A 15,135-nucleotide genomic window follows, 5' to 3' on the forward strand; every position below is an offset into this window, starting at 1 on the left:
CGGGCGGGCCGTTCCCGGCGGGGCCGGTCATGACGGGACGGGGATGACGACGGCGTCGCGGGGGTCCCAGGTGAGGCGCACCTTCGCGCCCGGCCGTACGGCGCTCGCGCCCTGCACGGCCACCAGCACCGGTTTGGCGTGGCCCGGCACGTCCACCGACAGGTGGGAGACGCCCCCGTAGAAGCTGACGTCCAGCACGGCGCCCTCCAGCCCCTCGGCGGGCCCCTCCGCGCCTTCCTGGAGCTCCTCCGGCGCCGCGGCGGGCTCGGCGTCCGGGCCCGCGGCCTCCTCGGGGACCTCGCGCAGCGCGATCTTCTCCGGCCGCACGCACAGCAGCGCGCCGGCGCCCTCCTCCAGCCCGTCGAGCGGGGTCCCGGCCAGCTCGCCCAGGTCGCCCGCGTCCAGCCCGGCCGCGCTGACCTTGCCCTCGAAGGTGTTGTTGGCGCCGACGAAGCCCGCGACGAACGGGCTGCGCGGACGCTCGTAGAGGGCGACCGGCTCATCCACCTGGCGGACGCTGCCGCTGTCGAAGACCGCGATCCGGTCGGCCAGCGACATGGCCTCCTCCTGGTCGTGCGTGACGACCACGAAGGTGATGCCGACCTCGTTCTGCAGCCGCTTCAGCTCCAGTTGCATGTCGGCGCGGACCTTCTTGTCCAGCGCCGACAGCGGCTCGTCGAGCAGCAGCAGGCGAGGCCGCTTGACGATGGAGCGGGCCAGCGCCACGCGCTGGCGCTGGCCGCCGGACAGCTGCGCGGGCCTGCGGTCGCCGTGCGCCGACAGACCCACGGTCTCCAGCACCTCGCCGACGCGCCGCCGGATCTCCTCCCGGGGCAGCTTCTCGCGCTCCAGCCCGTACGCCACGTTCCTGGCCACGGTCATGTGCGGGAACAGCGCGTACGACTGGAACATGAGGCTGATCGGCCGGCGGTTCGGCGGCAGCGCGAGCAGGTCGTCGCCGTCGAGCGTCACCGTGCCGGAGTCGGGCGTCTCGAACCCCGCGATGATGCGCAGCAGCGTCGTCTTGCCGCAGCCGGACGGGCCCAGCAGGGCGAAGAACTCGCCCTGCCCGATCTCCAGGGAGACCCCGTCGAGCGCGGTGACCTGGCCGAAAGTGCGGGTGATGCCGTCAATCTTGAGCACGTGCTTCGCCGATCTTGGTCATGCGCTGGCCCGCGATCACCGCGGTGAAGCTCACCAGCAGGAGGATCGCGCCGAGCGCGTTGATCTCGGGGGTCACCCCGAACCGGATCATCGAGTAGATGACGATCGGCAGCGTCTGCTGGAGGTTGCCGATCGTGAAGAAGGCGATCACGAACTCGTCGAGCGACAGCGTGAACGCCAGCATCGCGCCCGCCAGGATGCCCGGGGCGAGCTGCGGGAGGGTGACCTTCATGAAGGTGGTGACCGGTCCCGCGCCGAGGTCGCGCGAGGCCTCCTCCAGCGAGGTGTCGGTGTTGGCCAGCCGGGTGCGGACCACGGCCGCCACGAACGCCATCGCGAACACGCCGTGCGCGAGGACGACCGAGTACAGGCCGAGCGTGAGTTGAATCAGACCGTAGAACAGCAGCAGGCCGATCGCGAGCACGAGGTCGGGCAGCACCGCCGGCATCAGCGCGATCGCGTCGAGCGCGCGCGAGCGGGTGTGGCGGGCCAGGCCGACGGCCAGCAGCGTGCCGAGCACCGTGGCGATCACGGTCGAGCCCGCCGCGACGATCAGCGTGTTCACCAGGCCGTCGATGACCCGCTGGTCCTGGGCCAGCACGCCGTACCACTTCAGGCTGAAGCCCTCGTAGGTGTAGGCCGACTTGCCGGAGTTGAACGACATCGCGACGACCACGGCGATCGGCGCGTACAGGAAGACGATCGTCACCCAGAACGGGACGTACAGCAGCTTCGACCTACGCACGGCGGGCCGCCCATGCCTGCGCGAGGAGCAGCACGACCAGCACGGCGACGAGCGCGAGCGCCAGCGCGGAGCCGAACGGCCAGTCCCGGGCCTTGAGGAACTCCGTGCGGATCAGGTTGCCCACCATGACCGACTTGCCGCCGCCCAGCATCTCCGGGATGACGAAGTTGCCGAAGCTCGGCACGAACACGAACAGGCTGCCGGTCAGCACCCCGGGCACGGTCAGCGGCAGCGTGACCTTGCGGAAGGTGGTGAACCCGGACGCGCCGAGGTTCGCCGACGCCTCCCGCAGCTGCGGGTCGAGCTTCTCGATGGCCGCGTAGAGCGGCAGCACCATCAGCGGCAGGTACGAGTAGACCAGCCCGGTGACGATGGCGCCCTGGTTGTAGAGCAGCTCGAACGGGCCGAGGCCGAGGCTCTTCAGCGCCGAGTTGATCAGGCCGGGACCGTTGAGCAGGATGATCCAGGCGTACATGCGGATGATGAAGTTCGTCCAGAACGGGAGCACGATCGCGACGAGCGCGACCGTCTTCCACTTCCGGGGCAGCCGGGCGATCAGGTACGCCGTGGGATAGCCGAGCGCGAGCGCGATCACCGTGGTCAGCGCCGCGATCTGCAGGGACTCGCCGAGCACCCGCAGGTAGAGCGGGTCCAGCAGGCGGGAGAAGTTCTCGGTGGTGTACTCGTAGACGACCCCGCCGAAGCGGCCGCGCTGGAAGAACACGTAGCTCAGCACCAGCGCCAGCGGCACCAGCAGCAGCACGACGAGATAGGCGAGGCCGGGGGTCAGGAAGACGAACGCGCCCAGCCGGCGCCGCACCCTCAGGGCGGTCGCCGGCCGGGTCCTAGCCGGGGACATCACAACGTCACTGCGCCGCGACCTCGGTCGACAGGCGCGTGAACTTGGTCGACGCCTGCCCCAGGTCGATGATCGACTCGCCGTTGAGGAGCTCGGCGGGCTTGATGCCGAGCAGCGAGCCCTTGGGCGGGCTCACCCGGTCCATGGCCGCCTTGTTGGGCACCTTGTAGTTGATGTTCTCCGCCGCCCAGCTGTGGATCTCGGGGTCGAGGATGTAGTTGATGAAGGCGTGCGCGGCCTCCTTGTTCTTGGAGGACTTCATGATCACCATGGTGTCCACCCAGAGGTCGCTGCCCTCCTTCGGCACGACGAACTTGATGTTCTGCTTCTCGTTGGTCGTGGGGCACCAGCCGTCCCACGCCTCGACCATGACGGCCTCGCCGCTCGTCAGCTTGTCGCCGAAGGTGGTGTCGTCGTACCCGAGCAGGTGCGGCTTGGCCTTGAGCAGCAGCTCCTTGGCCTTGTTGATCTCGTCGTCCTTGTCGGTGTTGACCGAGTAGCCGAGCGCCTTGAGGGCGGGCAGGGCCAGCCAGCGCTCGGTGGTCATCATGGTGACCTTCTTGTCGGCCCAGGCCGGCGGGTTCAGGATGTCGTTCCAGCTCTTCGGCTCGGCCTTGACCAGGTCGCTGCGGTAGCAGATGCCGGTGGTGCCCCAGGTGTAGGGCACGGAGTACTTGTTGCCCTTGTCGTAGGAGAGCTGGGTGGCCTCGGGGTAGAGGTTCGACAGGTTGGGGATCAGCTCGGGGTGGATCGGCTCCAGCAGGCCCTGCTCGTTGAGCGCCTGGGCGTACTGGCCCGACACGAACGCCACGTCGATGCCGCTGTCGCCGCCGGCGGTGAGCTTGGTCATCGCCTCCTCGTTGGTGGCGTGCAGGGCGATCTTCATGTCCTGGACCTTGAGTTTCGCCTTGACCTTCTCGGGCAGCTCCTTCGGGGTGTACCCGTCCCACACCGTGACGCTGATCGACTGCTTGCTCAGGTCCGCGTTGGGGTTGAGCTGGTCGGCCTCGGCTTTCGGAGCCGAACCCGCGCCGCTGCTCGACGACTCACCACCGCACGCCGCCACGGCGAGCGCGAGGCCGGCCACCGCTACGACGGCCGGAAGACGACGGGTGAACCGGAATCGGGACAAGGCCGCTACTCCTTCTGATGACGAGGGACGAGGGGTCGCGCGACCAACGGACACGGCAGACCAGAGCAGGAGTGTTGCAGCAGAAATCAACATGAGCAAGACTTTTCCGGACATTGCCACCTGGAAGTTTGGTCATGCTGTTGAATCCCGATTCAATATGGGACCGGTTGATCTCCGTCGGTGAGAATCCCCTCACCCAGCGGGACCGCGGCCTCACAGCTGCGTTCGTCGCGTCGTTGGCGGACGTCGTGCCCGCACCTTTCGCCGTGCGCCGGCTCGGCCCGCTGCCCAGCCTCTCGCACGGCGAAGCCGCCGCCGACACCGGGGTCCCGGCTGAACGCGACTTCGGAGAGCACGTCGATCAGACAAACTATTCGGTGGTGGTGAGTGATCGGGTCGTCGTCAAGTGGCTGACACCCCCGGCCCCGCTGCCGCATCCGGCCCCTGACGTCCTCGCACACCTGGCCGCGAGCGGTTTTCAGGAGATCGCGCCGCCGTACGCCGCCCTGACTTTGCGCGAAAAGTCGGGCGCGGGGAGTGCCGCGGGCGAGCGAGAGGTGCTGCTGGCCCTCGTGACGGGCTACCTGCCGGAGGCTCGCGACGGGTGGGAGTGGTGCGTGGACGAGGCCGAGGCCGGACGCACCTCGTTCGCGCGGGACCTCGGCCGCCTGACCGCCGACCTGCACGTGGCCCTGTCCACCTTCCGCCCGCCCCCGTCCCCCTTCCGCCCGCCCGGGGCTGGCCCCGCTGGCACGGCCGCCCCCGATCTCGCCGGTACGGCCGCCCCGGATCTCGCCGGTACGGCCGCCCCGCACGACGCGGGCGGGGACCCGGGCCGGTACGGGGCGCGCGCCGAGCAGGCGCTCCGGGAGGCGCTGGCGCTGACCGACGGGGAGGACGGCGCGTGGCTGGCGGCCCGGGAGGCCGCCCTGCGCCGGGAGCTGGAGCCCCTGCATCGGCCCGCCGGGCCCACGCCGCTGATCCGCATCCACGGCGACCTGCACGTGGGTCAGCTCCTCCGGTGGCGCGAGGGCTACGCGGTGATCGACTTCGACGGCAACCCGACCGTGACCGGCGCCGAGCCGTACCAGCCGGCCGCCCGGGACGTCGCCCAGCTCGCCACGAGCCTCGAACACGTCGCCCAGGTGGCCGTCAGGAGACGCGGCACGCCGCCGGAGCACGCCGCCCGCTGGGCCCGCGAGACCCGCGAGGCCATGCTGTCGGCCTACCGCCACCGCCTGGCCGGACGCGGGCGGCCCGACCTGCTGGACGAGGCGCTGCTGCGGCCGTTCGAGGTCGAGCAGGAGTGCCGTGAGCTCGTGTACGCGGCCCGCCACCTGCCCCGCTGGCGCTACGCCCCCATGGGCGTCCTGCGCACCTGGTACCCCTGATCCCGGCGAAACCCTCTCGTCGCCCTCGCAGAACACCGCCGCGCCTGCCGCGCGGCACCGAGCACCACCTGGAGAATCCGTTGAATCCCGAGCTGTTCCTGGCCGATCTGGAGGCCAAGCCCGACGCCCTGGAGGCGCTGGCCGGCGACCCGGCCGCCGCCGACCCGTTCGAGGGCCTGCCGGCGGGCGTCGAGCGGGTGCTGTTCCTCGGCATGGGCAGCTCCCGCTACGCGGCCGGCGTGGCCGCCCTCCGGCTGCGCGCCGCGGGGATCGACGCCTACGCCGACTACGCCTCCGCCGCCGCCACGTACCCCGCGAACCCCGGCACGCTCGTGGTCCCCATCTCCGCCACGGGCGGCAGCCGCGAGACCCTGGACGCGCTCGCCCGCTACGCCGGCACGAAGGCGTTCGTCCTGGCCCTCACCAACGCCCCCGGATCCGCCGTCACCGAGGGCGCCGACCTGGTGGTGCCGATGCGGGCGGGCGAGGAGCGCGGCGGCGTCTCGTGCCGCACGTTCCAGCACACGCTGGCGCTCCTGCTCGCCCTGGAGTCCCGGCTCACGGGCACGGCCCGCGACCTGCCGGCCCTGCTCCGGCGGACCGCCGAGGCCACGGCCGACCTGCTGGACCGCAGGAAGGAGTGGCTGCCCATGGCGCTGGAGCTGCTGGACGGGCCGCACGGCGTCTACGCCGTCGCGCCCGCCGAGCGGCTCTCGTCGGCGGAGCAGTCGGCGCTGATGGTCCGCGAGGGCCCGCGCCGCCAGGCCGACGCCTGCGAGACGGGCGACTGGGCGCACGTGGACGTGTACCTGACCAAGACGCTCGACTACCGCGCCCTGCTGTTCCCCGGGTCCCGCTACGACGAGCAGGCCACGGACTGGGTGCGGCAGCGCGGCTCGACGGTGCTCGCGGTGGGCGGCGACGTGCCGGGGGCCGCGGCGTCGATCCGCTACCGGTACGACGACGACCCCGAGGTGGCGCTGCTGACGGAGACGCTGGTGGCCGAGCTGGTCGCCGCCCACTGGTGGGCCGCAGCCTCCCCGCTGACGGCACCCTGACCGTACGGTGTACCGTACGAAAGGTGACGACCGAGTACTTCGGCAAGGGCGACCCCGCTCGCAGCCTCGCGCTGCTCTGGCGCACCAGCGAGCGGGCGAGCCGCAAGGGCAAGCCCGACCTGAGCGTGGACCGGATCGTGCGCGCCGCCATCGAGGTGGCCGACGCCGAGGGGCTCCAGGCGCTGTCCATGCGCCGCGTGGCCGAGCGGCTCGGCGTCGGCACGATGTCGCTCTACACGTACGTGCCGGGCAAGCCGGAGCTGTTCGACGTCATGCTCGACACCGTGTACGGCGAGACGGACCGCTCCGAGGACGTGCCCGGCGGGTGGCGGGGGCGGCTTGAGCACGTCGTCCGCGAGAACTGGGCCCTCTACCTGCGCCACCCCTGGCTGTCCCAGGTGGCGGCCAGCCGCCCCGTGCTCGGCCCCAACGGCACCGCCAAGTACGACTACGAGCTGCGCGCCGTGGACGGCATCGGCCTGACCGACGTCGAGATGGACGCGGTCGTCACGCTGGTGACCGGGTTCGTCCACGGCACGGCCCGGGGCGCGGTGGAGGCGTCGCAGGCCGAGCGCGAGACCGGCATGACGGACGAGCAGTGGTGGGCGGCGCACGCGCCGTTCCTCAGCCGCATCGCCGATGTGAGCCGCTTCCCGACGGCCACGCGGGTGGGCGAGGCGGCGGGCGAGGCCATGGGCACGGCCTACAGCGCGGAGCGCGCCTTCGAGTTCGGCCTCCAGCGCCTCCTCGACGGCATCGAAGCCCTGATCACCCACCGCACCCCCTCCTGAGCACGCGCCGCTTCCTTGGTGCGCGACGCGGGCCCCTCAGCGCAACGCGGCCCCCTCCACAAGACCTCAACGCAACACGGAAGGAGCAGTGGCGGCCGACAGGACGATGCCGTCCTGGACGCCCAACCACCCCACCCAAAGACCTCAACGCAACACGGAAGGAGCAGTGGCGGCCGACAGGAGGATGCCGTCCTGTTCGCCGGTAGGCGGTCGGGTCCAGGTGAGCCCCGCCCCTCCCGACGCCACCACGTGCGACACCACCGTGCGCAGCAGCGCCTCGACGGGCGCGCCCGGCTGCTCCTCGCGCGCCTCCCGGTAGCGGTCGAGCACCCGGGCCAGGTCGATCATGACGGTGTTCTCGCCCTCCCCGGCGGAGGGACGTACGGTGATCAGCAGGACCCCCGTCTCCTCCTCGGCCTTCCAGGCGGTGACGCCGGCCGAGGGCGGGGAGCAGACGATCTCCTGGACGGCCTCGGCGAAGTGCCACCGGTCCATGCCGTCGACCATCCCGTCCAGCCAGGCGGCGCTCAGGTGGAGCACGCCCGGCCCCTCCACCGCCCCGCGTTCGGCCACGAGGTCGCGGACCGTGCCCTCCGGGTCGTGCAGGGCCTCCTCGCCGCGGGCGGCGAAGCCCTCGGCCAGCAGGGGCAGGGAGATCGCGCGGGGCGGGTCGGGGGTGACGACCACGGACTGGGAGAGCTCCAGGAGCACGGCGTCGCCTTCGTCGTGAAAGGCCCGCAGGCCCTCCGTGAACGCGATCCCGGTCTCCGGGTCGAGGACCGGGCCCCACGCGTGCTCAGGCGCCTTCTGCGGGCCTTCCGCGGCCCTTCCCTCGGCGGGCCGGTCGCGGCGCAGCCACCACGCGAGCGCGGCGGCCACGGCGAGGGCCGACACGGCGAGCGCGATCCACACCATGCGGTCTACTCCCCCCATCGGAGCCCTCCCGGGCTCCTCATCCGACAGGGCCTAGCAGCGTAGTGGCGATCGCGATCACCCCACCTCCTATTTCCCGAAATGTCGGGGTAACGGAGGCAAAGGGTGGTTTGCCGCGTCAGAAGCCGGTCACCAGCCCCGGTCAGGAGACCGGGCCGGCGAACCCACTCGGCGCGGAGCCGGTCAGGAGACCGGCGCGGCCCGGAGCCGTACGACGTGCTCGACCAGCGAGATCAGCGTCGCCTTCACCGACTCGCGGTTGCGCGCGTCCGTGCGGACGATCGGCACGTGCGCCGGCAGCGCCAGCGCCTCGCGCACCTCGTCCTCGGAGTGGAGGAACTGCCCGTCCCAGCCGTTGACGCCGACGACGAACGGCAGCTTCGCCTCCTCGAAGTAGTCGATGGCCGGGAAGCTGTCGGCCAGCCGGCGCGTGTCGAGGAGCACGACGGCGCCGATGGCGCCCCGCACGAGGTCGTCCCACATGAACCAGAACCGGTGCTGCCCGGGGGTGCCGAACAGGTACAGGATCAGGTCGCGGTCGAGCGACAGGCGGCCGAAGTCCATGGCCACGGTCGTCGTCTGCTTGTTGGGCGTCATGCCGAGGTCGTCGATGCCCGCGGACGCGTCGGTCATCACCGCTTCCGTGGTCAGCGGAAGGATCTCTGACACCGCCCCCACGAACGTCGTCTTGCCGACGCCGAACCCGCCCGCGACGACGATCTTCGTCGACGTGAGGCCGGGGCTAGAGCCTGCGAAGTCCACTGAGCACCCTTTCGAGCATGTTGAGGTCTGGCTGTCCCTGGCTGAGGCGCGGCTGGTGGAGGCGGACAAGCCCTTCATCGGACATGTCCGCCACGAGCACCCTCGCCACGCCCAGCGGGACCCGGAGGAGGGCCGAGATCTCGGCGACCGACCGGAACGTTCGGCAGAGCTGCATGATGGCCTCCTGCTCGGGAGTCAGCAAGGCCATCTCGTCGTCCGGTATGGACATGGACGAGATCAGCGTCTCCATCGCAAGGTGGTAACGCGGCTCCGAACGGCCGCCGGTCACCGCGTACGGACGGAACAGGGGCTCGTCGTCCCCCGTGCCGTCAGTGCCGTACACGGCCCTCTCCCATGAGTGTCATTGCCTCACCGTGTCCTGGCAGCCTGGAGCTCGGCGCGCAGGGCCGGCGTCAGCGCCTGCCCGGCCCGGTCGACGAGCAGCGTCATCTGGTAGGCCACCAGACCCATGTCGCAGTCGGGCGCGGCCAGCACGGTGATCACCGAGCCGTCGCTGATCGCCATCACGATGAGCAGGCCGCGCTGCATCTCGACGACCGTCTGCGTCACGGAGCCGCCCTCGAACACGCGGGACGCGCCCACGGTGAGGCTCAGCAGTCCGGCGGAGACCGCGGCGAGCTGGTCGGCCCGGTCGGGCGGGAAGCCCTCGGAGCTCGCCAGGCAGAGACCATCGGCCGAGACGACGACCGCGTGCGCGACACCGGGGGTGTTGCGCACGAAGTCCGTGATCAGCCAGTCGAACCGATGCGCCTCGTGGCTCAGCGTTGTCACGCGTCCTCCCTGGAAAGACGCTCGCTCACTCTTGTTCCTCCTGTTCGCGTACTTCCGCCCGTCCCCGTCGCACTCCCTGCTGGAAGCTGGCCATCCGGCTGCGCATCCGGTCAGCCGAGACCGGCGGCACCGGCGCCTGCCGCTGCTGCCGCTGGGGCTGCGCGGCCTGCGAACCGGCCGTACCCGGGACCAGGTTGGCCTTGGGGGTGCGTTTGGGCAACCCGGCGGCGGTGATGCCGCCGAGGCTGGGGTCGCTGGCCGCGGCCGCCGCACGCCATCCGGCGTCCGCGGCCGTTCGCCACGCTTCCTCCCCAGAGACTACGGCTTGCGATGGGTTGTGCTCATCTCGGCCGGGCGCGGGGGACGCCTGTTCCGCGGGCGGACGGCGGAACCAGGCCGACTCCACCGACGCGAAGATCGGCAGGTACTCCTCCTGGTCCTTGTCCATCGGCGAGACGTCCACCGAGGGCGGGGACTCCGGCCTGCGCACGTCGGCGGTGCTGTAACCCGAGGTGGCGGGCGGCGGATTCTGGAACGCGCCATTACCACTTGCCGGGGCTGGGAGGCCCTCACGGCTGGGGAAGCCCTCGCGGCTCGGGAAAGCGTCGCGGCTGGGGAAGCCCTCACGGCTCGGGAACTCGTCGCGGCTCGGGAAGGCGTCCCTGCGCGGCAGGGCTTCCCGCCGCGGCGGGTTCTCCCTGCGGGGCGGGCCTTCGACGCCCGGGGCCGACGGGAAGCCGCCGGTGTCGAACGAGGGGGGCTGGCGCAGCGCGCCGCCGTCGGTGTCGGCGGTGAACGGGACGCCGGGGCGCCCCGTTCCGTTGCCGCCGGTGCCGAAGGAGTCGAGGTTGCCGAACGAGCGGAAGGTGCCGTTCTGCCCCGGAGCGCTCTGCCGACTGCCGTTCGGGCCGGGCCCGCCCACGCCGCTGCCCGCCAGCGCGGGACCGCCGAGACCGGGGCCGCCGACGCCGGGGGTGGTCAGGCCGGAGCCGCCGAAGCCGGGGCCGCGCGGCGCGGCGCTGGCGCCGGCCGCCTGCTCGCCGCCGAAGGCGGGACGCTGCGGCAGCGGCTGCTGGGTGCCGTCGGGGATGAGCGCCGGCGGCAGCAGCACCATGGCGATCAGGCCGTTGCCGTCGCCCTTGCGGAGCTGGACGCGGATGCCGTGGCGCAGGGCCAGGCGGCCGACCACGAACAGGCCCATGCGCCGCGAGACCGACACGTCCACGACGGGCGGCTCGGCGAGGCGGCGGTTGGCCTCCGCCAGCTCCTCCTCGGTCATGCTGATGCCGGAGTCGGTCACCGACAGCAGGGCCCCGCCGCCCTCGATGAGGCTGCTGGTCACGGAGACCTGGGCGTTGCTCGGGGAGAACTGCAGGGCGTTCTCGACCAGCTCGGCCACGAGGTGGACGAGGTCGTTGGCGGCGCTGCCGACCACCGCGGTGGCGCGGTGGACCTTCACCTGGACGCGCTCGTACCCCTCGACCTCGGAGAGCGCGGCGCGCACGACGTCCACGAGCTTGGCCGGCTGGCTGCGCCGCCGGGAGGGCTCGTGGCCGGCGAGGACCAGCAGGTTCTCGGAGTTGCGGCGCATGCGGGTGGCCAGGTGGTCGAGCTTGAACAGGTCGGCGAGGCGGGCGCCGTCCTGCTCGCCCTTCTCCAGGCCGTCGATGAGCGAGATCTGCCGCTCGACCAGCGTCTGGGTGCGGCGCGAGAGGTTGACGAACATCGAGCTGATGTTGCCGCGCAGCTCGGCCTCCTCGCCCGCCAGCCGGACGGCCTGCCGGTGGACCTGGTCGAAGGCCTTGGCCACCTCGCCGATCTCGTCGTTGCCCTCGACGTCGATCGGCCGGATCTCGGGCACCACGTCGCCGTTGAGGCGGAGCTTGCGCACCACGTCCGGCAGGCGGAAGCCGGCGATCTCCAGGGCCTCGGTGCGCAGGCGGCGCAGCGGGCTGACCATGGAGCGGGCGATGGCGACGGTGAGCAGCGCCACGAGCAGCAGCAGCGCGAGGATCAGGACACCGGCGATGACGGCGTTGCGGATCTCGGCGTCGCGCAGCTCGGTGCCGCGCAGGGCCACCTTCTTGCTGATCTCCTCCTCCACCGAGTGGAGGGCGTCGATCGTGGCGGCGTTGTCGTTGAACCACTGGTCGGTGGCCGAGATCTTGCGGGGGTCGGTGGAGGCGAGCAGGTTCTGCCGGATGCGGACGCCGGGCGCCTTGCCGCTGGCCAGCGTGACGGCGCGGGACTTGATCAGCTCGGTGTTGTAGTACTCGGGCCGGGTCAGCGCCTTCTGGAGCCGGATGGCGACCTGCGGGCCGGCCTCCTGACCGACGGTGGCCATGTCGGAGCGCTGGGCGGCGTTGGAGGCGATGAAGCGCTCGACCTCCTTGGAGTCCATGCTGCCGGGCTGGTAGAAGCCCTTGATGAGCTGGATCCGCTGGCGGGAGATCTCCTCCTTGGCCCGGGCGAGCGCGCCCAGGGCGCGGAACTGGCCGATGATCTGCGAGTCGTCGCTGAGCAGGCTCAGCTCGTCGTGCAGGCGCAGCATCGTGTCGAGCAGGGTGTTGTAGCGGGAGGTGTCGCGCTGGCCCTCGGTCCGGGTCCGGGTGAGCTGCTTGACGTCGAGGCGGGCCCGCCGGACGACGTCGAGGACGCGCACGCCGTACGAGTCGTCCATGGCGTCCATGTCAGCCTGCACCGTGGAGACGAGCTTGTCGACGGCGTCCTTGCGCTCGGCGTACGGCTTGACGAGCTTCTTGCGCTGGGCGTTGGAGACGGCCATCCAGCCGCCCGTGTCACGCTCCATGCCCAGCGCCTGGACGAGGTCGCGGATGTGTCCCGCGTCCTCGGCGGCCCGGATGGTGCGCTCGTAGTCGTTGATGCTCTGGATCGACCCGACCACGCGGGCGCCCCCCAGCGCCACGCAGACGACGGTGGGAACCAGGATGAGGGCGGTCAGACGCCATCTCACGCGCCAGTTGCGCAGTCCGATCCGGGGCGACAGGGATCGCCTGTCGCGCGCCCGGCCGGCGGCCTGGCCGCTGTCGGAGTTCCCCGTAGTCACTGCTTCCGCTACCCCTCAATCAATCCCGTGGTCCACGGGCTCTAGGACGTCCACAAGGTATCCGCAGCGTGAGACTAAATACGCAAATCGGATGCAATCGTTACATATGTGACCCGTCCGTCGTGAGTGGTTTAGCGCAGTGCCGCCAGCACCTGATCGCGGACCTGGCCCCGCTGCGCGTCGTCACTGAGAGGACGTCCGGCGCGATCGACCACATAGAAGACGTCCACCGCCTCCGCGCCGAGAGTCTCCACGCGAGCAGCTCTCACGTCAAGACCGCACTCCCCGAACGCCCGTCCGATGCGCCACAGCAGTCCAGGCCTGTCATGGGCCCTGACTTCGACCACCGTGGCGGTCGCGGAGGCGTCGTCCACCAAGGTCACACGGGGTGGGGCGACCGGAACGCGAGGCGCCCTCATATACCGGTTCCGACGGGCCAGGCGTTGCTCGATGTCAAGACGGCCTGCAAGGACGAGCCGGAGGTCGGCTTCCAGCGTGGCCGGGTCCGGCGGCGAGCCGTACTCGGGAACGACGGAGAACTCGATCACCGCCGTGGATCCCGCGGAGGCCGCCGACGCCGACCGGACGATCATGCGGTGCGCGGCGAGCACGCCCGCTGCGCTCCACAGCAGCCCGATCCGGTCGGGGGCGACCACGGTGACCGCTCCTCCGTTGACGCGCACGGCGCCGCCCCCGTGCCGGGCCAGGGCGGCCTGCTCGGCCGACAGGGAGGGCGCCCTGGGCGGCGGTGCGCCCGACAGGACGGAGCGGACCCGGCGTACGAGATCGGCGACCAGGCCCGCCTTCCAGGCGTTCCAGGCGGCCGGTCCGGTGGCGTGGCCGTCGGCGACCGCCAGGGCCGCCAGCAGGTCCAGCACCTCACGGGAGCCGACCGTGCCCGCGACCTTCTCGATCGTCACGGGGTCGTCGAGGTCGCGCCGGGTCGCCGTCTCGGGCAGCAGGAGATGATGGCGCACCACCGTGGCCAGGATCTCCCCGTCCGCGGGGGGCAGGCCGATGCGGGCGGCGATGTCGCGTACCACGACCTCCCCCGTGGCCGAGTGGTCGCCGGGCCAGCCCTTGCCGATGTCGTGCAGCAGCGCCGCGATCAGCAGCAGGTCGGGCCGCGACACCTCGCGCGTGTGACTGGCGGCGTTCGCCGCGGCCTCGATGAGGTGCCGGTCGACGGTGAAGCGGTGGATGGGGTTGCGCTGGGGGCGGTGGCGCACGCGTTCCCAGTCAGGAAGAATCTTGACAAGGATGCCGGCCTGGTCGAGCTCCTCCCAGACGGGCACGGCCGCCCGGCCGGCCCCCAGGATCGACACCAGCGCGTCGCGGGCGTCGTCCGGCCACGGCACCGGCAGCGGAGGCGACTGAGCTGCGAGGACGGACATCGTCGCGGGCGCCAGCGGCAGCCCGGAGTCGGCCGCCGCGGCGGCGGCGCGCAGCACCAGCAGCGGGTCCTTGCGGGGGTCGGCGCCCCGGGCCAGCACCACCTCGCCGCCGTGCTCGACGACGCCGTCGGCCAGCGGCCGGCGCCCTCTCGGGGCCGGTCCTGACACCAGCCTGTCAACCGTGCGCCAGGTCACGTCGAACGCGTGGGAGATCGTCCGGCCGGCCTCCGCGAGCCGGCGCATCAGCGCCTCGGCGTCGAGCAGGCCGAGCAGCCCGGCGACGGCCTCCTGCTCCTGCAGGACGAGCCGGTCGGCCCCCCGGGCGGTGACGACGTGCAGCGCGTGCCGCACGTCCAGGATGAACTCGTACGCCTCGCGGGCCCGCGGCCCCGGCGCCGAGGCCACCCAGGCGGCGGCCACGGCCTGCATGGCCTGGAGGTCGCGCAGGCCGCCGCGGCCGTCCTTGAGGTCGGGTTCGAGGAGGAAGGCGACCTCGCCGCTGGTCTGGGCCCGCTTGTCGGCCGCCTCGCGCAGCTCGCCGAGCCGGCGCCGGGAGTCGGCGCGCCACTCGGCGAGCACCGCCTCCCTGGCCTTCCGCGTCAGCTCCGGGTCTCCGGCCACGTGCCGGGCCTGGATGAGGCCGAGGACCGCCTTCAGGTCGTCGCGGGCGACCGCCACGGCCTCCTCGACGGTACGCACCGAGTGGTCGAGGCCGACGCCGGAGTCCCAGACGGGGTACCAGACACGGTCGGCGATCCTGCCGACGTCGTCCCGGCCTCCGTGCAGCAGCACCAGGTCGAGGTCGCTGCCCGGGGCCAGTTCGCCGCGTCCCAGGCTGCCGACGGCGACCAGGGAGACGCCGTCGCCGTCGCTCGCCGTGCGGAAGAGGTCCTTCAGCCAGCGGTCCGTGTCCGCGGCCCGCTCCTTGCGCGCCGCGGCGTACGAGCGAGCTTCTCCCCTCAAGACGTCCTCTCTTCGGGCTCCGTCCGGACGCCCTCGTCTCGCTTGCCGATCTGCCGTGACTTGCCGGTCCGGCGCGCCTTGCCG

Annotated in this window: 12 protein-coding genes and 1 pseudogene; 3 read left to right on the forward strand and 10 right to left on the reverse strand. The window is 71.9% G+C overall.

Going from position 1 to position 15,135, the window contains the following annotated elements:
• Positions 1 to 27: 27 nt before the first annotated feature.
• Genes HTZ77_RS48610 through HTZ77_RS43000 form a run of 4 tightly spaced genes read right to left on the reverse strand, consistent with a single transcriptional unit; the run spans position 28 to position 3,900 of the window.
• On the reverse strand, positions 28 to 1,143 hold the full coding sequence (locus HTZ77_RS48610) for an ABC transporter ATP-binding protein (RefSeq protein ID WP_175595563.1): 1,116 nt from the start codon (positions 1,141 to 1,143) through the stop codon (positions 28 to 30).
• Positions 1,130 to 1,909, reverse strand: a complete 780-nt coding sequence (locus HTZ77_RS42990; RefSeq protein ID WP_175595564.1) for an ABC transporter permease — start codon at positions 1,907 to 1,909, stop codon at positions 1,130 to 1,132. The genes HTZ77_RS48610 and HTZ77_RS42990 overlap by 14 nt, the downstream gene beginning before the upstream one ends.
• Positions 1,902 to 2,768, reverse strand: a complete 867-nt coding sequence (locus tag HTZ77_RS42995; protein WP_175595565.1) for an ABC transporter permease — start codon at positions 2,766 to 2,768, stop codon at positions 1,902 to 1,904. The genes HTZ77_RS42990 and HTZ77_RS42995 overlap by 8 nt, the downstream gene beginning before the upstream one ends.
• A gap of 7 nt (positions 2,769 to 2,775) precedes the next feature.
• Positions 2,776 to 3,900, reverse strand: coding sequence for a polyamine ABC transporter substrate-binding protein (locus HTZ77_RS43000; protein ID WP_175595566.1), 1,125 nt, complete (start codon positions 3,898 to 3,900; stop codon positions 2,776 to 2,778).
• A gap of 383 nt (positions 3,901 to 4,283) precedes the next feature.
• On the opposite strand from HTZ77_RS43000, the gene HTZ77_RS43005 reads away from it, so the two are divergent.
• The 3 genes from HTZ77_RS43005 to HTZ77_RS43015 all read left to right on the forward strand — a co-directional run bounded on the left by HTZ77_RS43005 (position 4,284) and on the right by HTZ77_RS43015 (position 7,140).
• Positions 4,284 to 5,291: a hypothetical protein gene (locus HTZ77_RS43005; protein ID WP_175595567.1), complete on the forward strand. Its 1,008-nt coding sequence runs from the start codon at positions 4,284 to 4,286 to the stop codon at positions 5,289 to 5,291.
• An 80-nt stretch (positions 5,292 to 5,371) separates the two neighbouring features.
• Positions 5,372 to 6,349 (forward strand): SIS domain-containing protein, encoded by a 978-nt coding sequence (locus HTZ77_RS43010; RefSeq protein WP_175595568.1) that lies wholly within the window; start codon positions 5,372 to 5,374, stop codon positions 6,347 to 6,349.
• Between the two features lie 23 nt (positions 6,350 to 6,372).
• Entirely contained in the window at positions 6,373 to 7,140 is a 768-nt protein-coding gene (locus tag HTZ77_RS43015) for a TetR/AcrR family transcriptional regulator (RefSeq protein WP_175595569.1), read from the forward strand.
• Between the two features lie 144 nt (positions 7,141 to 7,284).
• Here HTZ77_RS43015 and HTZ77_RS43020 read toward each other — a convergent pair whose 3' ends face one another.
• From HTZ77_RS43020 to HTZ77_RS43045, 6 genes and pseudogenes are all read right to left on the reverse strand, one after another.
• A complete protein-coding gene (locus tag HTZ77_RS43020) occupies positions 7,285 to 8,073 on the reverse strand; it encodes a hypothetical protein (RefSeq protein ID WP_175595570.1) in 789 nt (262 codons plus the stop codon).
• A gap of 183 nt (positions 8,074 to 8,256) precedes the next feature.
• Entirely contained in the window at positions 8,257 to 8,835 is a 579-nt protein-coding gene (locus tag HTZ77_RS43025) for a GTP-binding protein (protein WP_175595571.1), read from the reverse strand.
• Positions 8,816 to 9,178: a DUF742 domain-containing protein gene (locus tag HTZ77_RS43030; RefSeq protein ID WP_175595572.1), complete on the reverse strand. Its 363-nt coding sequence runs from the start codon at positions 9,176 to 9,178 to the stop codon at positions 8,816 to 8,818. Before HTZ77_RS43030 ends, HTZ77_RS43025 begins: the two co-directional genes overlap by 20 nt.
• Before the next feature lie 26 nt (positions 9,179 to 9,204).
• Positions 9,205 to 9,627: a roadblock/LC7 domain-containing protein gene (locus HTZ77_RS43035; RefSeq protein WP_175595573.1), complete on the reverse strand. Its 423-nt coding sequence runs from the start codon at positions 9,625 to 9,627 to the stop codon at positions 9,205 to 9,207.
• Positions 9,628 to 9,652: 25 nt separating this feature from the next.
• Entirely contained in the window at positions 9,653 to 12,601 is a 2,949-nt protein-coding gene (locus HTZ77_RS43040) for a nitrate- and nitrite sensing domain-containing protein (RefSeq protein WP_175595574.1), read from the reverse strand.
• A gap of 224 nt (positions 12,602 to 12,825) precedes the next feature.
• Positions 12,826 to 15,114: pseudogene (locus HTZ77_RS43045) on the reverse strand ([protein-PII] uridylyltransferase); the annotation flags it as partial.
• Between the last annotated feature and the right edge of the window lie 21 nt (positions 15,115 to 15,135).

Origin of the sequence: Nonomuraea montanisoli, assembly GCF_013363975.1 — a bacterium.
In the GTDB taxonomy this organism is placed as follows: domain Bacteria; phylum Actinomycetota; class Actinomycetes; order Streptosporangiales; family Streptosporangiaceae; genus Nonomuraea; species Nonomuraea montanisoli.

Excerpts from the sequence above, each read along its gene's own strand:
- HTZ77_RS43020 (WP_175595570.1), bottom strand. The coding sequence starts at position 8,073 with ATGGGGGGAGTAGACCGCATGGTGTGGATCGCGCTCGCCGTGTCGGCC.
- HTZ77_RS42995 (WP_175595565.1), bottom strand. The coding sequence starts at position 2,768 with ATGTCCCCGGCTAGGACCCGGCCGGCGACCGCCCTGAGGGTGCGGCGC.